Source organism: Arthrospira sp. PCC 8006 (assembly GCF_046480465.1).
Lineage (GTDB): Bacteria > Cyanobacteriota > Cyanobacteriia > Cyanobacteriales > Microcoleaceae > Limnospira > Limnospira platensis.
In genome coordinates, this window is the sequence record NZ_PKGG01000009.1 from 32,346 (window position 1) to 58,613 (window position 26,268).

The 26,268-nt window shown below is 45.0% G+C and carries 23 protein-coding genes; 9 read left to right on the forward strand and 14 right to left on the reverse strand.

All coding sequences use genetic code 11. The features are described 5' to 3' along the window. Positions 1-6: 6 nt before the first annotated feature. The 8 genes from B9T16_RS02980 to B9T16_RS03015 form a co-directional block, all read right to left on the reverse strand. On the reverse strand, positions 7-702 hold the full coding sequence (locus B9T16_RS02980) for a 4'-phosphopantetheinyl transferase family protein (RefSeq protein ID WP_410244054.1): 696 nt from the start codon (positions 700-702) through the stop codon (positions 7-9). Next, positions 703-2,925, reverse strand: a complete 2,223-nt coding sequence (locus tag B9T16_RS02985) for a GumC family protein (RefSeq protein ID WP_410244055.1) — start codon at positions 2,923-2,925, stop codon at positions 703-705. A 150-nt stretch (positions 2,926-3,075) separates the two neighbouring features. Further along, on the reverse strand, positions 3,076-4,683 hold the full coding sequence (locus B9T16_RS02990; RefSeq protein WP_410244056.1) for a polysaccharide biosynthesis/export family protein: 1,608 nt from the start codon (positions 4,681-4,683) through the stop codon (positions 3,076-3,078). A 21-nt stretch (positions 4,684-4,704) separates the two neighbouring features. Then, positions 4,705-5,424: a cyanoexosortase B system-associated protein gene (locus B9T16_RS02995; protein ID WP_410244057.1), complete on the reverse strand. Its 720-nt coding sequence runs from the start codon at positions 5,422-5,424 to the stop codon at positions 4,705-4,707. After that, positions 5,399-6,304, reverse strand: coding sequence for a cyanoexosortase B (crtB, locus tag B9T16_RS03000; protein WP_410244058.1), 906 nt, complete (start codon positions 6,302-6,304; stop codon positions 5,399-5,401). Before crtB ends, B9T16_RS02995 begins: the two co-directional genes overlap by 26 nt. A gap of 73 nt (positions 6,305-6,377) precedes the next feature. Then, positions 6,378-7,529: a DegT/DnrJ/EryC1/StrS family aminotransferase gene (locus B9T16_RS03005; protein WP_410244059.1), complete on the reverse strand. Its 1,152-nt coding sequence runs from the start codon at positions 7,527-7,529 to the stop codon at positions 6,378-6,380. Positions 7,530-7,687: 158 nt separating this feature from the next. Further along, the gene (locus B9T16_RS03010; protein ID WP_410244060.1) at positions 7,688-9,820 is read right to left on the reverse strand and encodes a pentapeptide repeat-containing protein; all 2,133 of its coding nucleotides are present in this window, start codon (positions 9,818-9,820) and stop codon (positions 7,688-7,690) included. A gap of 51 nt (positions 9,821-9,871) precedes the next feature. Further along, positions 9,872-10,192: a hypothetical protein gene (locus B9T16_RS03015; RefSeq protein WP_006620116.1), complete on the reverse strand. Its 321-nt coding sequence runs from the start codon at positions 10,190-10,192 to the stop codon at positions 9,872-9,874. 67 nt (positions 10,193-10,259) lie between these two features. Between B9T16_RS03015 and B9T16_RS03020 the strand changes: the two genes are divergently transcribed. After that, positions 10,260-10,688 carry a hypothetical protein gene (locus B9T16_RS03020; RefSeq protein WP_410244061.1) on the forward strand — a complete coding sequence of 143 codons (429 nt, stop codon included), beginning with the start codon at positions 10,260-10,262 and terminating at the stop codon, positions 10,686-10,688. A gap of 2 nt (positions 10,689-10,690) precedes the next feature. On the opposite strand, the gene B9T16_RS03025 is transcribed toward B9T16_RS03020, so the two are convergent. From B9T16_RS03025 to B9T16_RS03035, 3 genes are all read right to left on the reverse strand, one after another. Next, positions 10,691-11,515 carry a hypothetical protein gene (locus B9T16_RS03025; protein WP_410244062.1) on the reverse strand — a complete coding sequence of 275 codons (825 nt, stop codon included), beginning with the start codon at positions 11,513-11,515 and terminating at the stop codon, positions 10,691-10,693. Between the two features lie 225 nt (positions 11,516-11,740). Further along, on the reverse strand, positions 11,741-12,580 hold the full coding sequence (locus B9T16_RS03030) for a hypothetical protein (protein WP_410244063.1): 840 nt from the start codon (positions 12,578-12,580) through the stop codon (positions 11,741-11,743). 89 nt (positions 12,581-12,669) lie between these two features. Beyond that, positions 12,670-14,937, reverse strand: coding sequence for a tetratricopeptide repeat protein (locus B9T16_RS03035; protein ID WP_410244064.1), 2,268 nt, complete (start codon positions 14,935-14,937; stop codon positions 12,670-12,672). A 282-nt stretch (positions 14,938-15,219) separates the two neighbouring features. Between B9T16_RS03035 and B9T16_RS03040 the strand changes: the two genes are divergently transcribed. Beyond that, the gene (locus B9T16_RS03040) at positions 15,220-16,038 is read left to right on the forward strand and encodes a creatininase family protein (RefSeq protein ID WP_006620122.1); all 819 of its coding nucleotides are present in this window, start codon (positions 15,220-15,222) and stop codon (positions 16,036-16,038) included. A gap of 32 nt (positions 16,039-16,070) precedes the next feature. Further along, entirely contained in the window at positions 16,071-16,820 is a 750-nt protein-coding gene (locus tag B9T16_RS03045; protein WP_014276218.1) for a DUF561 domain-containing protein, read from the forward strand. A gap of 82 nt (positions 16,821-16,902) precedes the next feature. Here the strand turns inward: B9T16_RS03045 and B9T16_RS03050 are convergent, their stop codons facing one another. Continuing rightward, positions 16,903-17,571 (reverse strand): calcium-binding protein, encoded by a 669-nt coding sequence (locus B9T16_RS03050; protein WP_006618202.1) that lies wholly within the window; start codon positions 17,569-17,571, stop codon positions 16,903-16,905. A 79-nt stretch (positions 17,572-17,650) separates the two neighbouring features. On the opposite strand from B9T16_RS03050, the gene B9T16_RS03055 reads away from it, so the two are divergent. Next, complete coding sequence (locus B9T16_RS03055; RefSeq protein WP_410244065.1) at positions 17,651-18,316, forward strand: DUF2301 domain-containing membrane protein; 666 nt, start codon at positions 17,651-17,653, stop codon at positions 18,314-18,316. A gap of 262 nt (positions 18,317-18,578) precedes the next feature. Continuing rightward, positions 18,579-20,045, forward strand: coding sequence for a haloacid dehalogenase-like hydrolase (locus B9T16_RS03060; RefSeq protein WP_410244066.1), 1,467 nt, complete (start codon positions 18,579-18,581; stop codon positions 20,043-20,045). 78 nt (positions 20,046-20,123) lie between these two features. Here the strand turns inward: B9T16_RS03060 and B9T16_RS03065 are convergent, their stop codons facing one another. Then, a complete protein-coding gene (locus B9T16_RS03065) occupies positions 20,124-20,627 on the reverse strand; it encodes a hypothetical protein (RefSeq protein ID WP_006618205.1) in 504 nt (167 codons plus the stop codon). 326 nt (positions 20,628-20,953) lie between these two features. On the opposite strand from B9T16_RS03065, the gene serA reads away from it, so the two are divergent. From serA to B9T16_RS03085, 4 genes are all read left to right on the forward strand, one after another. Further along, entirely contained in the window at positions 20,954-22,537 is a 1,584-nt protein-coding gene (gene serA / locus B9T16_RS03070; protein ID WP_006618206.1) for a phosphoglycerate dehydrogenase, read from the forward strand. Positions 22,538-22,701: 164 nt separating this feature from the next. After that, entirely contained in the window at positions 22,702-23,595 is an 894-nt protein-coding gene (gene prmA, locus B9T16_RS03075) for a 50S ribosomal protein L11 methyltransferase (protein WP_006618207.1), read from the forward strand. A gap of 50 nt (positions 23,596-23,645) precedes the next feature. After that, complete coding sequence (locus B9T16_RS03080) at positions 23,646-24,068, forward strand: YeeE/YedE family protein (protein ID WP_410244069.1); 423 nt, start codon at positions 23,646-23,648, stop codon at positions 24,066-24,068. Between the two features lie 3 nt (positions 24,069-24,071). Then, positions 24,072-24,509: a DUF6691 family protein gene (locus B9T16_RS03085; RefSeq protein WP_410244067.1), complete on the forward strand. Its 438-nt coding sequence runs from the start codon at positions 24,072-24,074 to the stop codon at positions 24,507-24,509. Here the strand turns inward: B9T16_RS03085 and B9T16_RS03090 are convergent. Beyond that, positions 24,467-26,194: an FAD-dependent oxidoreductase gene (locus B9T16_RS03090; RefSeq protein ID WP_410244068.1), complete on the reverse strand. Its 1,728-nt coding sequence runs from the start codon at positions 26,192-26,194 to the stop codon at positions 24,467-24,469. The genes B9T16_RS03085 and B9T16_RS03090 overlap by 43 nt on opposite strands. Between the last annotated feature and the right edge of the window lie 74 nt (positions 26,195-26,268).

A 26,268-nucleotide genomic window follows, 5' to 3' on the forward strand; every position in this document is an offset into this window, starting at 1 on the left:
AGGTGCTTATTTCAGGGTCTCTACTGCTATAGCTGCCGCCCAATTGTCAATTTCCCAGGTTTTTAAATACCAATTATGTGGGTAATTTCCAACTATTTTAGCCAGGAAAAGTTGACCATCATTATTGGGTAAAATCTCCACATCTTTTAAGCCTATTAATCCCGTACCAGTGGCTTTTAGTAAGGCTTCTTTCGCCGTCCAAAGCTGAAAGAATGCGCGATTTTGTGCGGCTTTTGGATGGTTAGAAAGTTGGGAATATTCCCCCTCACAAAAAAAGCGTTTGGCTAAAGTTAATCCATCCAGGGAGCGGATTTTTTCTAAGTCAATACCAACTCTGCGGTTAAAGGCGATCGCATATAAAGCCTTACCGTGGGAGTGGGAAAGATTGAACTGTATTTCACCCTGAGAATTTCCAGTAATTAAACCCGGTTTTCCCCGTTGACTATAGGCAAATTCCAACCCTGGGGGAGCCACCCCTACATAAGAGGCTAAAATTTGGCGGAGAATCCCACGAGCGGCGGTAAAATGGAGGCGATCGCTCTCCCGACGAAACGCGGCCGCCCTTTGTCTTTCCTCAGCACTTAGGAGTCTTTCCAGACCAGCAATTTGACTTAAATGCAAATCCAAATCAGCCTGCCAAACCTCAACATGAGGAGCGATCGCATCATCCCCAAACGGGGTAAGATCAACCCGTTGAAACATTTAACGCCTAGCGCCAGAAGGCAATTGAGGAATCGGCTCATAATCCCTAGGCAAAGCCGGACGATCCAAAGAATCAACACCCTGAATATCAATCAACTCCCCATCATCTTCAGGCAGAAGATCGAGTTCAGCCCCATTAATAATAGCACCAAGTAACCTCGGCCGATATTTTTTCGGTCCAGTTTGCTCCTCATCAGTTTCCGTCAACTGATCAGCCAATTGATTCATCTGAGCCGACATAGTACAAGTAGGTCTAGCCACCAAAACCATACCATCAGTTAAAGGCTCGAGAGTCAAAGCATCATTATGGTCACTCCAAGCAGGTACATCCACAATCACCACATCAAAGCGATGGCGCACCTCTTTAAGCAAACGTCGCATCTCACTAGACTCTAGCACCGCCGTTACTTGTTTTAACGGACCAGGAGAGGGAATCACATAGAGATTTTCCACATCTGGAACCATACGGATACAATTATTCAAATCTCCGTAATAGCGCAAAGGTTCCCAACGGTCCTGAGAATCAATAGCCAATCGCATTCTCTCAACTTGACTTGGCGATCGCAAATCCGCCTCAATTATCAAAGTCCGTTTTCCGGCTCTCGCGGAGGCGATCGCCAAATTATAAGCCGTCAGAGTCTTACCTTCCGGTCCTTTAGTGCTAGTCATCAACACCACTTTCGGAGGTTTTTGGCCGTTACTGAACAAATTACTACGCACCTGCTCATAGGGTTCCAAATACCGAGAATTGTGATGTAGTAGTAAAGGCATATCCCAATCCGCATGGTCATCCAAAACATTGGGAAGCACTCCCAGAATCGGAATTTCTCGTTCTTTCAAAGCCCCCTGAATCTCCTCCCAGGTGTAGAATTTACCGCTAAGTATACCCAACGCAAAAATCAGCACCGCACCAACTATCACCCCACCAAAGCCACCCGCCGCCATCACCAGGATTAAACTAGGTGGTGGTGGTGGATCTTCCACATCAGGAGCCGCCGCCTCCTGAGCCACCTGTAAACTACTCACCGTTTCCGCTTCCGCCGCCTGAGCATCAGCCAATTGCGCCTGCATTTTATCGTAGAGAGTCTGTCTATAACCCACCTGTTGCTCTAACCGCATTTTCTCCATTTGCTTATTAGGAATAGTCGCATATTCCCGTTCTAATCTGCGTCCCACCTCACGGCTAGTAGCAATTTCTTGGAGTAGAGTTTCTTGCTGAGTTTGCAGGTTAATTAAATTTTGAGCAATTTGCTGTCGGGAGGGGTCTAAAGACGAATCAACCCGAATTTGGTCAACCTGTCGCAGGGGAGCCGCCACCCCATGACCACCGAGAACCTCAGAAGCTCTCGCTTGTAATTGCTGTTCGCTTGCCTGTTGTTGTTTAATTAAATCTGCTACCAGGGGATGAGCATCAGTAAAATCCTTACGCAGAAACTCTAACTGAGACTCAATTTGATAAAGTTGTACTCGCAATTGAGCAATAATTGGGTCAGCCGTCAGCGCTTGGGAAACATAGGCCTGATCGACATTCAATCCTAGTCTACCTTCCAAACTAGCGATTTGAGCATTAATAGAATCTAGTCTCAATTCAAGCTGTTCTACATGATTTCTATTGGAAATAATCGACTGAGGTAAAGAACCACTTTCGATCGCCAATAAAGTAGCGCCTTCTCGTCTATCATACTCTTCCAGAGTATTTTGAGCCTCTCTCAATTCCGCTCTCGCTGGTCCCATGCGATCTTGAATTGTGTCCATAATATTGCGGAGTTGTTCCGTATTAATTAAACGGCTCTGTTCGATCATCTCCCGCATTAATACATTGACCACTTCCACAGAGCGATCGCGGCTATAATCTCTAAAGGTGACTTGAATTGTACCCGGTTGACCACCCTCTCCCGGTCTAATTTGAACCCTAGCGTTACGAAAATCTCTAGGAGTAATCATCGTTTCATTTAACACCGCCTCAATCACACGGGGTTGTAGTAACATCCGGTCTGTGAGTTGTTGTCCTTGCTGTCGAATATTTTGACCTGTTTGGGAGAACAAAACCGGGGGATTTTTATAGGTTAAAATTCCTCTGGCTTCGTAGGGCGGTCTTGGCGGCGCTTCCAAAATCATACCCACACCCCCAGAAATTCCCAGGGCTACCACAAAGGCGGCTAGTCCCGCAAATTTGTAGTTTTCAAAGGCGATTAAATAGCGTTTAACAATTGGTAAAGTCATAACAATATCAGAATTTTTGGTAATAGCAATTTGGTATTTACAGCCTTTTCAGTAATCATGCCATAGGCTGTCAAAGTTCCTCTCCCAGGGGGGAGATAGATTTAGGGTGAGGGTAATGTTTAGCACAATTTCTGAACAAGCTGTATACCTTTAATTACCCTGTTGTTGGTCGGGTCCAAATAATCTTTCCGCCGAATTAATGAGTTGTTGAAAGAAGAGAGTAAAGCCGAGGACATCCCGAAAGGGTTGGGTAAAGTTATTGAGAAACACAGTTACTTGAGTAATCAGATTACGATTAATCACAATCACATCCTCATCTTGTAGTAGAATATTGTCGGTTTGGTCTCCTCTAAGTACATTTTTACCATTCAGAATCTGAGTAGTTGTTTGTCGAGATTGTCGGTCATATCGAATCAGGGCAATTTTATCGAGGTCTCCAGTTTGTAAAGGTACATTGGCGAGGATATCAATAAAGGTGCTACCATTGGGTAAGGCTACCGCACCGATCGCATTTCCGGCATAACTAAGAATTCTGACGGTAATTTGCTGGTTAACTAAAGTTGAACTAGCCACTAATTTGCGATCGTAGTCTCTCTCATCAACATCAGGATCTAGTGGTAGTACAATCACCGAATCACCATTAGATAGAGAAACATCCGGGAGAGAGGTAGCTTCTGCTAAGGGTGTATATAGATCTATGATATCTTCTAAAACTCGACCATCAACGGTAGTGCGACAAACTAGGACGGTTCGCAAGTCAGCAGTTAATGTGGCACCTCCGGCCGCTAACAGCGCCGTAGAGACACGAGAACCCCCAGCCGGGAGGGTATAGAAGCCTGGTTGCACAACTTCCCCAACGACGGTTACTTGGGCGGGAACTGGTGAAGCAGCCAGACTATAATTTTCTAATAGATCTCGCTCAACCCCTTCTGAGGGGCTAACTTCCTGAGTGGGGACTGTAATCACATCGCGATCGCTTAGGCGAATATTAGGCGGTTCCAAACCCAATAACAGGGGGGTAAATAGGTCTATTTCCGTTTCTAGAGTTTGTCCGGTGGGTAAAGTCCGGCGCACAGTAATCCGTCGTAAATCTGCCCCTGGTCTAGTTCCCCCCGCCGTAGTCAAGGCGACAATTAGTTGTGGTGATGGCAGGGGATAAAAACCTGGTCTGGCAATTTTTCCGGTCACGGTGACTTGTACAGGTCGCTGATTTACCAGAGATACGACAACTTCAGGGTTTCTGACAAATTGAGCTAGGCGGGGTTGGATATTCTGGCGCACCTGTTCTAAGGTTAATCCTTCCAATTCCACCAGACCAATTAAAGGCATAGCCAGGGAACCTTGAGGACCAATGGTGGCATTGGGAATAGTTAATTCTTGGGAACGCTGACCATTGATAAACACATCTATAAAAATCTGATCTCCCGGTCCTAGCTGATAACTTTTCATGCGATCGCCAATAGGACCTTCAAACACAGAAGGTGACACCGGAATACCAGAGGGTCTGGTCTGAATGGGAGCATCCGCATTGCGGAAAAGCTCTAATAGTGTAGGCCAGTCTGGTTGTACTGGTGCGGGTTGTCCGCCGCCTCTCGGTAGGGGTTGATTCACAAAGGAGCGGGGTAAGATGCACCGATCAGGTATCCTTTGAGCCATCGACTTGCCGCCACTGGTGATAATGGCTAAAGGAATAATACTCGCCACTGAGTAGAGACCGGTGAGGAATAGGGATTTAATCGGGTTGAGGTTAGCGCCCATATCACAACTGTGGATAACTGTTTATTGTGGCTGAAAAATCGTGGTCATCAATTGTTTTTGGATATCCCGACCGAGGGATTGAGCTATAGTTGCCACTGTTTCTATGTCACCTAAAGGTTCTATAGGAATCATAATACTGACAGCTACCCAGGGGGCGCGATCGCCTCTTAGTTGAGCTTGGCGATCGGCAAAAAACCACTGGCTGGGTGCAGGAGATCCGCCATTATGCCAAGCGTACCATTGTACAAGGGCATAGGTTTGGCGGGGGTTCCAAGCCCGAAAAAATCTCGCGTTAACTGTCACAGGTTGGGGGGAGTCTAGGCTCAATTGCAGGGCACGATAGGAGTCAGTTCTGAGGCTCTGTAACCCTTGCAAATCCATCCATTCAACTTGGGGTTGGTCTTTATAGTAGTTTTGGGGAAACAGCAATACCAGGACTTCGGTATCATTTTGTTGGAGGGTCTGTAAAGACCATCTCCTCGCCCCCACTTGAATACTATCGTGACTGGTAGTTTCCCAGCCGGGTACAGTCAAACCCTCACGGCGAATGGTTTGCAGTTGAGGGAGAGCTTGAATATCAGGCATATCTGACCAAGACCAGCCACCCCGAAAGAAACCGGGAAGAGTCCCTACCAAAAATAGGAGTAGCAGAAATCCCAACAGTACCCATTGAGAGGGTTTTAGCTGTAGTTTGGGGGTTTCCTGGCTGGTGGGTTCAAGATTCGGGGCTGATTTGTCCATTATCTTCGGATTCCTGTTGATTGGGGAAATAATACTGCATTAGTTTCATCAGAATAACCAATAGACCCAACATGGAAGCAGAGTATAGGTCTCCTCCCCACCCTTCATGAAGCCAATCAAAAAGTTCTTGATTACCTGTTCCGAAAAACAGAGTTAACAGGGTATTGCGGATAATATTCGCGACAACACTGGTTAAAGCGGCTGCCACTAAAAATAGGATGGTTTTGGTTCTCGAAGCGATCGCACCCGTCCAGTACAATAACATTAAACCGACATACAGACTCGTAAATAGCATTTTCAGTCCCGCACAGTGTGGCGCAACCTCAACAATTTGTCCATTTACATAGAGATAGATTTGATCTACCGTCACCGGGACGTTAAACTGAATTAGAACAAATCCCGCCATATTGGCGATAAAGGTTTGTAGAGGCAGGGCTAAAGGCTCTATCAGATAGGGGATATAGTTAGGGGTTGCCAGTAGCAAAAACAATAAGGCTATCCCCTGCAATTTTAACCCAGGTATTCCTTTTAGCCACAGGCAGAGTCCGGCTAAAATTATCGGAAAGGACAGATTGACTAAATCGGAGATGCTACTGAGGTAGAGAACGCCACCGAGTCCTAATAATACTCCCCCCAAGGGGTGCAGTTGATTGGGTAGTTTGTTCCACTGTTGGCGGTTATTCCAAGCGATATAAGCCGCGAAGGGTAGACCAATTACGCCGTGGCTAAAATATTCATGTTCGATGCTAATGCTTTTGTTGAGCCAGCCATTGTACCAATGCAGGAGCAAAGGGGCGTATAATAACACCAACAAGGCGATCGCCAATCCGATAAATAGATTTCGCTCTATCGCCACAGGAATTTTAGGTTGAGTTTCCATAAGCCTTAATTGTGTAATCGAGCAACATTCCCACTGATTTAATGATCCCTATTTAATCGCGAACATCTCGCACCTAATCTTTTTTAAGACCCAAGGCGGTGCGAATAGCTGCAACTACCTGATTAATCTGATCACTGGTAATCCCAGGATACATGGGTAAAGATAGAATCTGCTGGCTGAGGGTTTCAGTTTTGGGAAAGTCTCCAGCTTTGTATCCCAGATCAGTATAACCCGGTTGTAGGTGACAGGGGATGGGATAGTGAATACCTGTTTGCACCCCTAATTCATTCAGTTTAGCCTGTAGCTGATCGCGAGTGAGGGAACATTCCTCGGTCACACGAATTACATACAGGTGATAAACATGACCCCCTTCGCTGTAGTTGTAAATGGGGATAATGCCATGTTCTTTTAGCACCATTAATTGAACATCATACTGTTCGGCGGCTAAATTGCGATCGCGGTTCCACCCTGGTAAATGACGCAATTTGACGTTAAGAACCGCTGCTTGTATAGTATCTAAGCGGCTGTTAGTCCCCTGTTCCGTATGCACATATTTTTCCGGTGCGCCATAATTCCTCAGAATTCGCGCCTGTTTAGCGACCGTTTCATCGGAAGTAACCACCATACCCCCACTACCAAAAGCGCCTAGATTTTTACTAGGGTAGAAACTAAAGGCGGCGGCGCGACCGATAGAACCGGCTCGATAGTTTTCGCAGGTAGCCAGATGAGCTTGTGCCGCATCTTCAAATACAATTAAGTTATGACTTAGGGCTAGGTCAAGCAGTTGGCTAGGGGTGACAATTTGACCGTATAGATGCACTGGTAAAATCGCCTTAGTTTTGGCGGTCACGGCTCTTTCAGCGGCGGCTATATCAATTAAAGCTGTGCTTAATTCACAGTCTACCAAAACGGGTTTGGCTCTGGCTTGCAAAATACCAATAATAGTTGCAATAAAGGTATTAGCTGGCACTAAAACTTCGTCCCCTGGTTTAACGCCACAGGCTTGTAAACCTATGGCGATCGCATCAGTTCCGCAGGCGACACCCACCCCATATTTAGCACCACAGGCTGTCGCACAATCTGCCTCAAATTCTTGCAGGGCGCGTCCCAGGATAAAATCTCCGCGTCCAATTACTGCATGAATTGCCTTTTCAATCTCATCGGTAAGTTCCTGATATTGAAACGATAAATCAACAAACGGAATAGGTGCTATAGAATTGGTCATAATTTTAGCCAATATGGAACAATTTGGGTGTCTATTTCGACGGTTAAGTTAGCCGATAAATTTAACCAAAATACTGCTGAAGTCTGGGGGGGTTCAGAAGTGATCTGAATCCGCCACCCCCAAACTGCCCAACCCACCCCGACAATTATTTAGCCCTTTCAGGACTCACAATTAGGATGAATTGCGCCTTGATTGCAGATATAGGTAATTTGAGCATCACTCAAGTTTTGCACACGGGAAAAATCAGCCCCCTGCATTCGGTTTGAAGTGGCACCCTGAGCGGTTTCTTCGATAAACTCATCAGTGCGAGTTTCCCGATTAACCACAAAAGTCACCCCCTCAAAATTTGCGCCATGTAGTCTAGCACCCTGTAGGTTAACTAAACTCAGGTCAGCATTACTCAGGTTAGCATTTTGTAGCCTAGCGTTTCTAAAATTAGTGCCAGTGAGTTGAGCTTGACTGAGGTTAGCATTCTGAAGATTAGCGCCTTGGAAATCAGCGCCCGATAAGGAACCCCTTTGTAAATCTGCTTCCCGGAGGTCAGCAAACATAAATTGGGTTCCCTGGGCGTTAATCTGACTCATGCGGGCTAATTTGAGGTCTGAGCGTGACAGATTAGCGTTAGTGATATCTGCTCCGGTCAAACTAGCTTCTTTTAGGTTAGCATTTTCTAGGTTAGTGCCAATCAGACTAGCACTGCTAAAATTACTGCCATTCAAATCAGCATTGGATAAATTAGCGCGGTCTAGGGTGCCGTTTAACAGGTTAGTGCGTCGCATGATGACGGGACTCATAAAAGCGCCTGTCAGGTCAACAGAGGTCAAATCAGCGCCGCTGAGGTCTGATATCAAGTCGTCAAAGGTGTTAAAACGTCCATCAGGTCCAGGTGAAGCAAAGCGACTATTGCGGAAATTGGCATGGGTCATGATGGCACTGCGGAAACTGATGCCAGATAGGTCGGTTTGGTCTAGTACGAGGGTAAACTGAGCGGGAGGGGTGGTAGTTTGACCGAGATGAACACGACTAAGATCGGCTTGTTGGATAAAACCGCCATAGACTTTGAGAATTTTGGCGATCGCCCTTTGAGTAGCCTGCTGTCGTTGGGAAACAATACGTTTTTGCTGTGGGTCCGCCCCAAACCTCATCGAATCGAGGTCATTTCTCAAGGCTTGATTAAGTTTGCGGATGTTTGGTAAAGCCACCGGACCTGTACTCACCAAAGCCTGTTGAATCACCTCTAGCAATATGGGGTCATCTTCTTGACCGAGTAAATCCACCAGTAGGGGAACAGCGCGGGGGTCTTGTAGGGTTCCTAAAGCTAAAATTGCTCCCCGCCGTTGTGCGGGGTCGGTGTTGGCGGCGGGAGAAAGGCGACCCACCAGCGCCAGGAATACTTCGTTATCTTGATTTTGGGAGGCGCGAAGGTTGGCTTGATTTTGAATATAGACTTGAGTGCCGATAAAGGTTCCCAAAACGGCTGCCATGCTGGCGCTACCGACGATAATTAGGGTTAAGCCAGGATATTGTCGCATCCATTGCCATAAATTCCACTCTGGGAGTTTTGGCTTAGAGATTAAGACGATCGCCTTGACCGATTGGTTTTCTTCTTCCCAGTCGTAGGAGGTGAATGGATTGGTAAAGAAGGAAGTGGCGACGGGTTGTACATAAGTACCAGCCAGCAAATCGTGTCCGGTGCGACTGTGGAAGCGCCGCCCCATTAGTCCGTCGGCGGCGATCATAATTCCCGATAATCCCATCATTACCAGGAGATTGGGGAATGCGCCTGTGGCTTGCCAAACTATATATGCTATACCGACGGGAATGCCCCAACGCCCGATGGTTTCCCTAGCGATAATCCGTGAAAATCCGGGGGGGAGTTGTCTGGAGTTGACTACACGAACCCCAAACCAGCGCTTGGGAAGGGTTTGTCCGGTGGTGGACAATAGATAAAGCTGCCAGGAGGCGATCGCTATTGGCAAAACTAAGGCACCAGACCAAAATAAATTCGTCAATGGAGATACACTGGGCTGGCGATCGCGCATTGGTAGTCCCAAGGTAGCAGCCACTGTTTCGGCTGTTCCTCTTACTACTGGGTTGAGGGGGACTGACACGGGACCACGATTAGAAATCGCACCAATGGTAAATGGGGCTAATCCCCCCACGATTACTAGGGACATCTCGACCGCCCAAGCACTGCAGCGACGCACCCAAAACGGGAGTTGTTTGGCTTGTTTTTGCCAGGTGGGGGTTGGTTGGTCGATGCTGGGTCGGTTTGCAGTCGGACTAGCCATAATTAATAATTGCCTTTGTCTGAATCTTTGATGATGGGTTACGGAACTTCTTTAAATCTTGGGTTTTTGGGATGATTTGAATACTTGATAACCTATGTACACTATCACCCCGACTACCGCAAGACTTATGGCTAAGGAAATTAATTCGACAAGGGTTTTTAATAGGGCTAACCCGGCGATGACTCCCACACTGGCTATGGCGATCTGTCCGGCTTTGGGTAATCTCTTGAACCGCGCCATCAACTGACCATATAGGGTTTTTAGGCTGCTGTTTAAGTCGGAGGGGGTGGGATTTATGGGTGCATTGGGGTTAACTTCGGCTTCGAGTTGCTCGAGGCGACGATTGATTTTCGGGTCGTCTTGGTAGTTCAAGGGGTTTCTCCTCCGGGGATATAAAACAAGGCTTTACCATTGTACAAGGAGATTAAGAGGGTGGGTTATGACTAATATTAACTTGGGTCAAGTTTTCACAGCGGGACTGCTGGGGGTTTCCCTGTTTCTGGGGTCGGCGCAGTCGGTTTTGGCTGACAGGCGATCGGTTTCCCCTGGGGTGGCTGTCACTTTATCGGGAACTTCGGGGGGAAGTTCTAATAGCCGAGACTGTGGTTGGATCGCTGAGAGTCCTAATCATGTTCTTGATGTGACTCAGGATCTACCATATTGGAGTATTACTGTACAGACGGCTGGGGCTCCTACTTTACTGATTGATGGTCCGGCTGGTCGCTATTGTGTACTCCCGGAGAGTCCCTCTGGGTCTATGTTACAGTTTTCTGGTTATGGTACTCGGGGAACTTATCGGATTTTTATTGGCGATCGCCAACAGTCTCAACATCCTTATAGCCTTTCGATTTCTGACCGTAAGCCCTAGATTTATCGGCTTTTGGGGCTATCTGTCACTAGATTCTGTTTTTTACCATTACGGCTGATTATATCGTAGTAAATAACGGCTGTAATGGCTTGGAAAAACGGCAGAGTCAGCGCAGTCATAGCAATTAACACAGGAAAAAATAACAAGTTCACAAAAAGTTTTATCTCATCGGGAAAATTGGCAGTTATCGATAATCGGCTGATTTGTATAATCAACTGAACCACGCCAATCGGGGATGTAGCCAGACCTGCGACTATCATAATCCAGATAATTTTAAATGCTGATTCTTGGGTAATTTTCCAGCTCTTACTAATGGCTCCGGTGGCGGTCATCGGGTTTTCTACGGCTAGAATAACGTCACATATATACAGGCGGGCTAATATCCACATCAAGCCTATATAAAACATGACAAATGCCACTACTCCTAATAAAAATCCTAGTAATAATGACACCCAATTTTCTGGATTCAGCACCATAGATACCAAGAATCCGGCTATTACCATAGCTATGCTTAAACCTATAAAAGCCCCAATAAGAATCAATCCTACCAGAATTGATTGCCCTAAAAAACTCCATTTTCGCTTGTCGGTATAGCGTTTAGCATCTGCTCCTGGTTCTGGGCGTTCGCTAACTTCAAAAAAGGCTAAACGAGCGATCGCTCCTACAGTAGCGGCAAATTTAGCCCAACCATAAATGGGAACAATCAGCCATAAACAGCCGAAAAACGCCATAGTAAAGTATTGTTTAAAATGGTCTCGATAGATGCGAAATCCGGCACTAATCACATCACCCAAGTTTAGGGATTTGTGAGCATATTTATTAGTCATGACTCAATTTAGATATGCAGCTATAGGATTTTTGACTGTCTCCAAAATTACAGATTCTTGGTCTCCTTGGTTTCACCAAAGGAAAAAAATGCTGCTCGTCGTTACCTAGGGGGGGGGAGCCAGGAATCTGCTTTTAATTGACCAGCCCGAAAATTCCTATGGTCGGGATTATACAGCAATTAGGTAATTCGGGCGATTTTCTTAAACAAAATTTCACAAACACCTTCAGATTTCTAAGATTTTGGAGTTATCTGTGACTAAATTCTGTTCATCCTGATTATGCTGGTTGATGAGGTCGTAGTAAATCACGGCTTTAATGGATTTGAAAAAGGGGAGAGTCAGCGCCCCCATAGAAATTAACACAGCGGATACAACTAATAAATTCAGCCAAACTGCTACCTCAGCCGCCGTGACCAGGGAATTGATAAGTAATCGGCTGATTAATAAAATGAACCGAGTAGCTATGGGGAAGGGTAAAGTTGCTAAAAATGCGACTATAAAAATCCCCATAATTTGAAACTCTGATTCTTCGGTAATTTCCCAGCTTTTTCTAACCGATTTTTTGGCGTTGGTCTGGTCTTCTAATGCGAGAATCACGTCACATATATACAGACGGGCTGATATCCATATAAACCCCAGGTATAAGATGATAAACCCAAATACTGCTAATAAAAAAATTAACCATGATAACCAAAAACTGTCAAAATTCAGTTTCATAAATATGAATATGGCGGCACCAAGAATCATACTAAAACCGATGACAATACCAATAAGAATTAATCCGACGAGGAGTAATTGTCCGAAAAAACTCCATTGGCGTTTGTTAGTGTAGCGTTTAGCATCTGATGGGGCTTCTGGGCGTTCGCTGACTTCAAAAAAGGCTAAACGAGCGATCGCTCCTAAAGTGGCGAGAAATTTAGCCCAACCATAAACGGGAACAATCAGCCATAAACAGCCAACCAACGCCATAGTAAAGTATTGTTTAAAATGGTCTCGATAGATGCGAAATCCGGCAATGATCACACCACTGATATTTAAAGAGGGTTGAGGGTATTGATTAGTCATGGCTAGGTTATAGATAGAGTTAGAGAATTTGGCCAATGTCCCACAAAATTACAAACCAATATCTGGGATAATTCTATATCAAAACCAGGTTACTGTAATCGCTGAATTTGATATTGAGAATCCCGAAATCCCCCGGTCAAACCTTGCTCTAAAAACAGTTTTCCAGCCTGTTCAAAATCACTGATGGCACCTCGGCGATCGCCTAAAGATGCTCGGACCATTCCGCGACCATAAAAAGCACCAGCTAAATTAGGTCTGATGCGAATAGCTTGGGCGTAGTCTGCGATCGCCTGAGAGTAATTACCAAGTTCAGCATGAGCCTGAGCCCGGTTACTGTATGATTCCGCATCATTAGGATTAAGACTAATGGCTTGGCTATAGTCTGCGATCGCCGCCTCATAATCCTCAGCCAAAGAGTGAACTAACCCCCGATTACTGTGAGCCTTAGAATTATTAGGTTCTAACTCAATCGCCTTAGTACAATCTCCAATAGCTGCATCATAATTTTGCACATTCAGATAAGCAATACAGCGATTATTATAATCCATAGCTGTGGGGTTTAATTGAATGGATCTACTACAACTTTCTATCGCCGCCTCATAATTCCCTAAATTGATGTAGGTACTGCAACGATTCCCGTATGCTTCAGCATTATCTGGTTCCCAACTAATCACTTGATTATAGTCTGCTAAAGCACCTTGATAATCTCCTAAATGAAACCGAGCGCGACCCCGATTATAATAAGCAGCAGCCGACTGGGGATTGAGTCTAATTGCTTCTGTATAATCAGCCATTCCGGCTTGTAAATTACCAGCTTTAACGTGAGCGCTTCCTCTAGCACGATAAGCCTCACTATGGTCGGGCTGTCGCCTAATTACTTCGGTATAATCTAATATGGCGGCTTCGTAGTTTTCTTGGGTATAATGGGCGAGCCCCCTTTGATAGAAAGCGTCTGTATCTTCTGGGTTCAGACGGATAACTTGATTTAGGTCATTAATAGCATTACCAAAATCTCCCATTTGATGGTATGCTAAACTGCGGTTAAAATAGATGTCAGGATTAGTAGGATCAAGTTTAATGGCTTGGGTGTAATCAGCGATCGCCTGTTCATATTTCTGGAGGTCATAGTAAGCATTAGCCCGTTTACGGAAGGCTTCACTATTATCAGGAAATAGCTGGATTGAGCGATTAAAAGCCTTAATTGCCGCTTCCGTATCTCCCGCTTCCAGACGTTCTACCCCTCTTTTTAAGGCGGCTTCTGATTTCACGGGATCGGGACGGTTTAACACTTGAAATAAGCCAAATATCACCATTAAACCCACTAATCCAGTCGCGGCTATTCCTACTACAGTCCATAGGCGATTTAAGGAGATTTCCCGTCGTCGCGGTTTGTGTGCTTTATAAGGGGGGTGATTTGGGGAAGTTTGGTTAACTAACCCAGTTTTTCCGGTGAGTTGATTTAATTCGGCGATCGCATCAATAGCCGATTTATATCGCTTGCCATAGTAATGATGCACCATTTTATCTATAATACTAGCTAGGCCGTTACTAACTCGCGCCCGCTGTCGCCAGGCAATTTCTCCAGATATAGATAGGCTAGGATCTTGAAGTTTCGGCAAATCTGAGGCTTCTAAACCAGTTAAAGCCTGAATAGCAATCATTCCCACAGCATATAGATCGCTATTAAATTGTGGGTTTCCCTGGAATTGTTCAATCGGCATATAGGAAGGTGTACCCGTGGCTATGGTTCGCATGGGTTGATTATTTTCCTCAGCCAGTTGACTACTCACGGCTTTGACAGAACCGAAATCGATTAAGACTAAGGCTTGGTCTGATTTGCGGCGAATTAAATTCGAGGGGTTAACATCTCGATGAATTACGCCGTTGTGGTGAACAAATACTAAAATATTGAGGATTTCTTCTAATACTTCGATAACTATATCTTCTTTCCACGGATGACCGGGAATTAGTTCTTTATGAAGGGGATGTCCTTCGATAAATTCTTCCACTAGATAGAAGTGATTATTGTCCTCAAAATAGGCTAATAATAGGGGAATGCGATCGTTTCTTCCAAGTTTTTCTAAGATTTCTGCTTCCTGTCGAAATAGGCGTAGGGCTGTTTTCAGGATTTTGGAATTATTACTGGGGGGACGCAGTTGTTTAACCACACATTGAGGATGACCTGGGCGGCGGGTATCTGCCGCTAGATAGGTCTGGCCAAATGCTCCCGAACTCAAAATTTGTACAATTCGATACCTTCCATCTAGGAGTTGACCAATGATTTCCATCTGGCGTTGAGGTTTGAAACTTCTATGGGAGTTCGAGGAATGGGGTTTTGAGCGATCGTCTAAGTTCATAATATGTTACAGTTTGATATAAAATGGAGGAGATAACAAATGCAATCGGTTTTCCTATGGATTAACTGATTTTCCTATGGATTGAGAACTCACCATTGAGTTTCTTGTGTCAATTTTGGCATAAAATTTTGGCTATGGTCTATATCAATCATAACCACTGTGAACCCAGTCTGATTGCACCATGCCCCCCGTCCCTAGGTAGGTATGCACACCATGCTCAAGATCTAGTTTCCTGAGATTAAAAAATATTCTAAATTTTTGGTGAAAATTACCTCGAAAACCATGCACAATTTTATCCCCCCTCATCGGTTTTTCCCTTACCTAACTTGGACAGAAATTGCGGAAATGCCCGATCGAGAAAATACGGTAATTATCCAACCTATTGGGGCTATAGAACAACACGGCCCCCATTTACCGTTAATTGTCGATGCTGCCATTGCTACGGCTGTGACCGGGAAAGCCCTAGAAAAACTCGATCGCACTATTCCCGCCTATGCCCTGTCTACCTTATATTATGGCAAATCTAACGAACATTGGCACTTTCCGGGAACCATCACCTTAACCTCTGAAACCCTAATGTCAGTATTAATGGAAGTAGGAGAAAGTATATATCGGGCGGGGTTCCGCAAATTAGTATTTGTGAACGCCCACGGTGGACAACCCCAGATTTTAGAGATGGTAGCGCGAGACTTGCATCAACAGCATGAAGATTTCATGGTCTTTCCCCTGTTTGTGTGGCGGGTTCCCCACATAGCCAAAGAACTATTTTCCCCCGAAGAATTGGAATTAGGGATTCACGCCGGAGACATAGAAACCAGCGTGATGTTATCAATTTTGCCTGATGTGGTACGCCGGGAAAAGGTGGTGCGAGAGTTTCCCCACGGCTTACCCTCGGACAGTTTACTGAGTATGGAGGGAAAATTGCCCTTTGCTTGGGTAACGCGGGATCTAAGCGCTAGTGGTGTTTTGGGAGATGCAACCGCCGCCACAGAAGATAAGGGGACGCGCCTACTCGAGTCGGTGGTAGACAGTTGGGTAAAGGCGATCGCAGATATTTATAAATTTCAGCAGCCCCAGTGTTTCCGCTCTGTGTCAAAATAAATCGATATCGGAAATAGAGTCTAAGTAATACAATGATCAACTCCACCCTACAGCAAGCCTTTAACCGAGGCCAAGGGCTGAAAGTAATTAGCGGTTTAATGAATTTCAATCGCGCCAATGTCATGGCGGTAGTCAAAGCAGCCACTCAAGGCGGCGCGACCTTTGTAGATATTGCCGCCGACCCCGAATTGGTGGCGATCGCCCGGAATTTGACCCATTTACCTATTTGTGTCTCAGCCGTAGAACCAGAAAAGTTTCTCCCCTGTGTCCAAGCTGGGGCTGATTTGATTGAAATTGGGAATTTTGATGCTTTCTACGCCCAAGGACGGCGCTTTGAAGCTCCCGAAGTTTTGGAATTGACCCGTCAAACTCGATCGCTACTTCCTGAGATTACCCTATCGGTAACAGTTCCCCATATTTTGGAACTTGATCAACAAGTCCAATTAGCTATAGACTTAGTGGAAGCTGGGGCGGATATTATCCAAACTGAAGGGGGAACTAGCGCTAACCCCGTGCATCCCGGAACTTTAGGATTGATTGAAAAAGCTGCCCCTACCCTAGCCGCCGCCCGCGAAATTTCCCGCGCCGTATCGGTTCCAGTATTATGCGCTTCGGGAATTTCTAGTGTAACAGCACCTTTGGCGATCGCTGCTGGGGCGGCTGGTGTCGGTGTCGGTTCCGCTATCAACCGCCTGGATAATGAATTAGCAATGATTGCAGCCGTTCGTAGTCTGGTGGAAGCATTAGCCACTGTCAATACTTCCCGGATTTATCACTCTTAGAAAATGTTTACAGCCCCACAGTTCGTCTCTATCTTTGGCAGTCGGAATTATCCGCCCACCAGATGACGGTTGGGGCTGTACTCTAATCAAAATCTCCCGCGCTACTTAAAAACCAGATCGAATAATCTTCGATTAATTCATAATTATCAGACTCTTCGTCTGTGCATTCTAAATCCGCTAGGACTAGGGTAAATAATTTCTCATCGCTAACCCGTCGGACTTCCACTTTCAAGCCATCTTCTGCATCAAATTTATCAACAAAACTCAAAATTTCAAAAGTATCTTGATAGGAAGGATTGTTGATTTTTTGTTTCTGATATTCCTTTTTGCGACCCGAAGAAAATAAATATTCTTCTTCCCAATCAAATTCATCGCTTCCGGTCACATAACAAGGTAACTTGATTTCTTTTTTCAGGTATTGCAGATATAGTTTAAGTTTTTTTGTCAAACTATAAGAAGCCTTGAAACCCAACTTTTTGTTAGTCTTGGCTACCGCCTTTTCTAGGTCATCATCGGTAACATAATCCATGTATAAGTCATCAAGACCTTCGAGACCTTCAATATCACTTAGATTCAAGTGTTTGATGTGTTCAAACATCAATAAACGGGGATCTTCTGTTAGCTCGAATCGGTCTCTACTGTTACCACTACGGATATTAAAAGTAATCGTCTCATCAATTTGAATCCCCTCCAGGTGAGACGGATCGAGATGAGTCGAGGCCGATTTTAAGTTTTTCTGAAATTTTGTCATAATATTTAGGTTAGTGAACAACAGAAGTTACTTTAATTTGTTCTGGATAGATCCTAATAATCAACAGGAGACTAAAATTGTGACTCAAACCGTATCAACATCTCAGCCACAGATATACCAAGGACAGTTTGGTGAGTATACCATCACTGATGGCGATCGCCAGGGAGTCCTAGTATATAGAGTTAGTTTGGCGATCGCCGCCCTCTGCTTTGGTATAGGGACTGCTTTAGTAATATGGGACTCACACAACCCCATAGTCCTGCAACTGCTGACCCCTATTTATCTTGTGTTCTGGTTAGCTTTGGGGGTTAGCCTGTTCACAATTCATATCTATCTGATTATTTTACACAGATTCCTTCAGTTTTGTTGGCTCATGGGGGGTATTGCTACCCTAGTAGTGGCGATCGCAGATCCTGAACCCTTAGCCGTCACCGTTTATAATCAGCCATATAGCTTATTCGGTGTCGGGTTTACATTTGTAGCCCTAACAGGAATTTACTTTAAGGAGGCTTTTTGTTTTAATCGCATGGAAACCAAACTGCTAACTCCCCTAGTCCCCCTCTTACTGTTGGGATATATGGCGGGAGTGTGGACAGTGATCAATCAGAAATTTTTGTTGTTTTTCTGGGCTATTCAATTTGGGATTTTTGCCCTCCGCAAGTGTTTCCAAGCCATTCCTTCTGATATTGGCGATAAAAGTGTATTTGATTACCTCCACCAACAGCGATCGCAAAATTCAGTATAATTAACCCCAATACTAGCAGCCCCTAGAAGCCCGTTGTCAAACATAACCAGTCAATATTAGCAACCTGCCCTTTTCCCTAGCTAGGGGCAGGATATCTACATATAAAGGCGATCGTAAATTATTCTTGACTGCCATGGCCACCAAGTCCATGATCGTATATATTTGATTATGGTAACATCCGTAATTTCACTCAAGTCCATCCGAATACCTCAAATGCTTACTCCACCGTAAATCTAATTTTCTTGATCAATTATCAAAACTTATGGAAACAATAGAGCCGGACCCAATGTCCATGGAACTACAAGGAAAACTTGTAATTGTAGATTTGGACGAAACGCTTCTTTTGCGAAACTCAACAGAAGAATATCTCAATTCTTTGCAGCCTCAAATTTTGGGGGCTGTTTTATTAATTGCCCTAGATATTCTCAAGCCTTGGAATTGGTTACCCGGACATCTCAAAGGAGACCAATCAAGGGATTGGTGTCGTGTAATTATTTCCACCCTAATTTTTCCCTGGACTTTAATTTTTTGGCAACACCAAGCCAAGAAACTTGCTCATGATTATATTAACCAGGAACTGATACTAAAATTCCTGGAACAATTCCCATCAAAAATAGTCATTGCTACCCTCGGTTTTGATCTAATTATCAATCCCATTATTAAGAATTTCCAATTTTGTCCTGATGCTGTCATTAGTTGTCGGTTTTGGCAGGGAGGAGTTGATCGTCAACGGGGAAAGTATGAGTTAGTTAAAGCAGTATTAACTGACGAAGAAATCGCCAATGCCGCCGTGATTACAGATTCCACAGATGATCAGGTATTATTGGATGCAGTGGCATCACCCTATCTCGTGCAGTGGCTCGATGCTCAATATGTCCCCGCTATGGCTGATGCTTATATTCCATTTTTGTATCTCGAACGTGGTAAGCGCCCCGGCCAAAAATATTTTATCAAGAACATTATCGCAGATGATTGGTTAGTCTTGATTTTGGCGATCGCTTGGATAAGTCCTTATCCAGCTTTACAATCAATCATGATGCTGTTTTTGCTTTTATCTTTTTGGTGTATCTACGAGTATGGCTATGTAGATAATGATATCATCGCCGAAACTTTTGAGCAAAAACCCGCTCTCACCGCCACCTATCAAAAATACAAAAATCGTGTCCACCTCTCACAGGTTTGGTTATGGGCGATAATTTTGGCAATACCCGGACTTTTCTTATTGGAGGTGATCAAACTTCAATTAACCTCAGCAACTCTCAATTTATCCCTACTCATATCTATGGCTTTAGATGGTATCCTATGGCTAACCTTTCTGGGCTTGGTATTTGGTCTTTTTGGGAGTTATAACCGCCTTGATAAACAAACTAGAATTTGGCTATATTTCGGGTTACAAGCCAGTAAATGTTTTGGATTTTTGATGGTAACTACCACAAATAGCATAGGTATTATGTTATTTGCTTCTCAAGTTTTAGCCCGCTGGATCGCCTATATTGTTTATCGAGTCGGTAAACACTCCGAATGGATGGATTTTCCCGGAGAACTTTTCCGCTGCTTTTTGTTTACATTTCTGATGATTTCTGTCGCCCTGGGAACTGGGGAATTGTCCATTTTACTTAGTTGGCAAACTCTCGTGATTTTTGCCTGGTGTGCTTACCGAGGACGCAAGCAATTTGTCAATATTTGCCGTCAAGCATACCCAATATATAAGGATAAAACTGTCGTCTAATTGCCAAAATAACAGCTTGCACAGGTTAAGATTAGCTGGCTGTGAAAGCTGTGCCAGCTATAGCATCCTGTTTTTTTTTCAGGTAGTATAACCTTGGATATTTTCCGGGTTAAATTGTTTGAGGGTGCGGGTAGCTTTACGGACTAAAGTTTCCGAACCTTGAACCACCACTAGATATTTCCCAGCATTAAGGCGATTCCGATAGGGTACAGCATCTCCACCCCCAATAATCAAGCCTACCCCGCCGCCAGCGAGAATGCTACCGAGTCCCCCAGAAATACCGCCCAGAATACCACCGATGAAATGATCGCCAATTTCCCCCGCCCAAGCAAAGGTATTAAGCCCGGTGATTAAGCTGAAAGTGTAGCCCGCCACAAACCCAAAAGGAATCAACCAACTAGCCATCAGTTTAACCTGTTTGCGGGCAGGATCATAGGGGTCAATCAAGCCAAACTCATCAGCGCTTTTGTATCCTCTGCCTAAAATACTTACTTGACTGATAGGGATTTCGTCTTTTTCTAAAGCTAAATAGGCAGCCTCAGCTTGAATGCGATCGGGTAAAACAGCAATTAGGTAGTTCATATATGATGATTAGATTATTGGATATACGGCCGCAATTCTGTTAGTCACTAGGCTTCATGATCCCCTGTTAATGTTGGGAAATGCACCATAATAAATACTGTGGTTAATCATCAATGGGCCTGATGCCGGGGACAATCACAACTGAATTTACTAAATTTTTGTGAACAATTTTTGGTAGCTCGTCCCCCTTAACGCTAGAATAGTTCACTGCGGTATTTTTAGCCGCGATCGAGATCTGCATCAACAGACTCTCTCAATTTACCACGAATCCTCCAATCAAGGAAGTTGTGGTGAATCCCCTACCGTTGCAATTTATTGGCCTAACCATGCCTAAGGTTCTTGTATCTGATCCGATTGATCAAGTTGGACTTGACATTCTCTCTCAGGTGGCTCAGGTTGATGTCAAAACCGGACTACCTGCTGAGGAACTGGTAAAGATTATTCCCGAATATGATGCCCTGATGATCCGTTCTGGTACTCGTGTCACCAAAGAAATAATAGAAGCGGGTACTCATCTGAAAATTATTGGTCGGGCTGGTGTGGGGGTGGACAACGTGGATGTTCCCGCCGCCACCCGCCAAGGAATTGTCGTAGTTAACTCCCCCCAAGGTAATACGATCGCCGCCGCCGAACACGCTATAGCGATGATGTTAGCCCTATCGCGCCATATTCCCGAAGCCAATGTATCCGTAAAAAACGGCCAGTGGAATCGCAAACAGTTTATTGGGGTAGAAGTTTACAAAAAAACCCTGGGGATTGTCGGTCTTGGTAAAATTGGTTCCCATGTAGCAGCCGCAGCTAAAGCTATGGGGATGAAATTACTGGCTTATGATCCATTTATTTCCCAAGATCGCGCAGAACAGTTAGGCTGTCGGTTAGTAGACTTAGATTTACTCATCCGCGAGTCAGACTATATCAGTCTGCATATGCCGAAAACTGAGGAGACCTATCATTTAATTAACGCAGAGGCTCTCGCTCAAATGAAACCCACAGCTCGTATAATTAACTGCGCTCGTGGGGGTATTGTGGATGAGGTAGCTTTAGCAGAAGCTCTGAAAAGTGATCAAATTGCTGGGGCGGCGGTAGATGTTTATGAAAACGAACCCCTAGAGGAAAATTCCCCCCTGCGGGAGTTGGGTCAAAAGGTGATCCTCACTCCCCACTTGGGAGCATCCACAGAAGAAGCTCAAGTTAATGTAGCCATTGATGTAGCTGAACAAATTAGAGATGTATTGTTAGGATTACCAGCTCGTTCAGCGGTCAATATTCCGGGATTATATCCCGATGCTCTCGAACAACTCAAGCCTTATCTACAACTGGCGGAAACCTTGGGAAATTTGGTCAGCCAACTGGTAGGAGGTAGGGTAGATTTCTTGGATATCCGCTTACAAGGGGATTTGGCTAATCGCGATAGTAAACCTGTGGTGGTGGCGGCTCTGAAAGGTTTGTTATCTCAGGCTCTGCGGGAGCGGGTTAATTATGTTAATGCTACCATTGAAGCCAAAGAACGCGGTATTCGGGTCATTGAAACTAGGGATGCTTCGGTGTGTGACTATACCGGCTCTCTGCATTTGGAAGCGAAGGGATCTTTAGGTACTCATTCGGTGACGGGGGCTCTATTGGGCGATCGCGAAATTCGGGTGACAAATATTGATGATTTCCCCATTAACGTACCGCCGACTCGTTATATGTTATTTACTCTCCACCGAGATATGCCGGGAATTATCGGTAAAATTGGGTCGCTCCTCGGTAGCTTTAATGTAAATATTGCTAGTATGCAGGTCGGTCGTAAAATTGTACGGGGAGAGGCGGTGATGGTTTTAAGTTTAGATGACCCATTGCCGGACGGACTGTTGAGTGAGATCATGAAAGTAGCAGGTATCCGGGATGCCTATACGGTAACTCTCTAAATTCAACGAAATTGGGGTGCTGGACTTAATGGCTCCCGGCAGACTAAACTGGGGGTAGAAAGTGGAGAATCAGATGCTCACACTACGTTAGGGTGAGATACATTCTCTCAATACTTCTGGTGAGTTAAATGCTCGCATATTGTCCGACCCCAAAAGTAACTGATATGGCACATAGCTGGTGGGAAATTCGAGTAGTCTGTGATTTGAACCTAGAAGAAACTGTCTTCTGGAGACTCGACAATTTTGGCTTTCGGGGAACAGCCAGTCAAACTAAACATCAGTCTTGTTTGATTTGTGCCTATTTACCAGAGGAACAAGCTCATCTTTTGGATCTGGCGGCTTTATCTATTTTGCTGCGCCAGGATGCTTTGTGCATGGAAATGTCTATCCCTATTGTGCAATGGGATCTCATTGATGAGGAGGACTGGTCTAGTAGTTGGAAACAGCATTGGGAACCAACGGAAATTGGCGATCGCTTTTTGATTTATCCGGCTTGGCTAACTCCCCCGGAAAATAGCGATCGCTTGATTTTACGTCTTGACCCTGGGGTGGCTTTTGGTACGGGGGCTCATGCTACTACTCAGCTTTGCTTGGAGTCCCTAGAAATGCGTTTGGGAATATTAGGAGAAAATCCGATCACTATTGCTGATATCGGTTGTGGATCGGGAATTTTGGGTATTGGTGCGATCCTATTGGGGGCGACTCAGGTTTATGGTGTCGATACTGACCCCTTAGCGGTGCGATCGGCTAATGAAAACCGCGACCTCAACCATATATCACCAGAACAGATGATTAGTGACGTGGGGAGTGTTCAGGAGTTGATTAAGCGGGTTCAAAGACCTGTTGATGGGATTTTATGCAATATTTTGGCTGAGGTGATTATGGATATCATTCCTCAGTTGGACTCCCTCACTCAACCTAATAGCTGGGGGGTTCTCAGTGGTATTTTGCTAGAACAGGCTAAACCGATCGCTGATTTATTAGAACAACATGGCTGGATCGTCGCGACTCTCTGGAAGCGACAGGACTGGTGCTGTTTCAATATTAGACGTTGTTGATGGTTCAACATCTGACCAACTCTCACTATACTGATGATTTTAGAGGTAATATGGCTGATTTTGACTGGATAAGTGCCTTAATGGGCGGGATTTTAATTGGTCTGAGTGCTACCCTATTATTAGCTTTTAATGGTCGGATTGCTGGCATTAGTGGCATGGTTAATGGGGCGATTACTTTTAAATCCCAGGAGGCTTGGCGATGGCTGTTTATTCTGGGTTTAATAGTTGGTGCTGCTATTTATGAATATGGATTGCCAACGCCGCCAACTCCCCCGTCAAATTTTGTGCCTGTGCTAATGATTATTGGTGGTTTTCTGGTGGGGTTTGGTACTCGTATGGGTAACGGTTGCACCAGTGGTCATGGTGTTTGTGGCTTGGGTCGCTTTTCCATGCGATCGCTTATAGCAGTTCTCTCATTTATGACCACTGCTTTTATTACTGTATTTATCATGCGTCATGTTTTGGTGCTGTAACTTATGAACCTGAAAGAAAATTTAATTGTCTTGGTTTCTGGGATTTTATTTGGTTTCGGACTGGGTTTATCCCAAATGATGGATCGCGATCGCGTTTTGGGATTTTTAGATGTTGTGGGAGTTTGGGACCCTACTTTAATCTTTGTCCTGGGCGGCGCGGTCGGAGTGACAGCGATCGCTTTTCGGTTTGTCCTCCGTCTTCCTCACCCCCTATTTTCCCACAAATTTTACCTACCTACACGCCAAGATATCGACCCCACTTTAATCATGGGGGCGGCTATTTTTGGCATTGGCTGGGGTATTGCTGGCTACTGTCCGGGTCCGGCGATTACCGCCCTGGTTTTAGGTATTCTTAACCCGGTATTGTTTATAATCGCGATGATTGCTGGGTCCTTGGCTTATACTCTCTCATCTAAGCTCACTGGTCCTGGGCCGAAGTAGGAAACCATCATTAAAGAACCAATTAGGGCTAAGTTCTTTAAAAATGCCGTTTTCTCACCAGGAGCATCTAGGAAATTGTGGAAAACTAGGGTGGTGGGGATTAAAAATAAAATCAAAATAATCGCCCCCCAACGGGTTTTATAACCTAGAATTAAAGAAAAAGCACCCACTAATTGAAACACAATATTTCCTAATAGCATTAAATTGGGATGCGGCAATCCCCGCAATGCTATCATTTCCTCGGTGGCGGCGAAATCCAAGATTTTGCTAACGGATGAATTGATAAAAATGGTGGCTAAAAATGCTCGTCCAATTAGGGGAATATAATTCATAATCCAATTATCTTGAGACAACAAATGCGATCGCTTTCTTTGGGATTTATCCTTAAAAAACTCCATAGCCGGATCAGGACTATTTAAAAAGGCAATTTCCCGGTAAGGAGGGAGAATCGGTTTTAGCAGTCTCAGTCCTAAAACACAATCCCAGAACCAGTTATAGCCCACTGTTAACCGATTGCGCCATCCGGGTAGATAACACAGATGAATCACTAACCAAGTTAGCCAACCCCAAAATCCGGTGCTATTGAGGCGATCGCATGACAAAATCCCAGCATAGCGACTAATAATAGCAGCCTTGCCCTTATCAATATAACGAAAAGGTTGGGGATATGTTCCCCGTAACTGATGCAAAATATTGGTCGCGACGGCTTCCCCCTGTTGGATAGCTTGCGGGGCGATACCGCTAAGGCCATGCTCAGGCCAGAGAAAAGCTACATCTCCGATCGCATATACTTTAGGATGATCGCGAACTTGTAAAATGGGTTCGACAATGATTTTACCCTTGGCGGCGGTAGAGATTTGGTCAAGCTGGCTGGGATGGTCTGCTTGTACCCCGGCTGTCCAGATGATAGTTGGGGCGGCGATCGCTTCTCCTGTGTCTAATTCTACCCCCTGGGAGTTCACGCGCAAAACTCGACGATTTAACCAGACAGATACCCCCAATTGGCGTAAATGACGTTCACAATAGGCGCTAAACCGCTGGGAAAAGTTGGGAAGTAGGCGATCGCCCGAATGTACTAAAATCACCTTCGCCAGGGGGAATAACCGCCGCCAACCTAACAAAGCGCGGAGTTGGTCGATTAAACCTCCCGCCAATTCTATCCCGGTCGGACCGCCACCAACGATCACAAATGTCAATAACCGCGCGCGATCAATGGGTTCAGGTTCTAAAATAGCCCGGCGAATGCGATCGACGATATGATGGCGCACAACCGCCGCATCTTGTAGGGTATTTAAAGTTAAGCTATATTGAGCCGCCCCAGGGATGTGATCTAATTGGGGACGGCTTCCGGTGGCGATGACGAGGATATCATACCTGATTTGTCCGTGATCTGTATCTATCCATTGATATTGATCATTAATCCCCTCAACGTTAGTCTGGATAAATTCGACATTAGGATATTTTTTGAATGCTGACTGGAGGGGATAAACGATTTGGTGGGGATAGAGTAAGCCGGTGGCTACTTGATACAGTAGGGGTATAAAAGTATGGTAGCAGTTGCGATCGATTAGCAACACATTCGCGCCCGCCTTGGCTAGGAGGCGGGTTGCTGTTAAACCACCAAATCCAGCGCCCACAATGACAATGCGATCGCTTTTTAACACCATGGGACTCGGGTTGCTCAACTAACATTTTTCTGATGTTAACAAATTCCCGCAATTTTTGCCTTCCAGTAGCTTAGTTCAACCCAAGCCTCTCA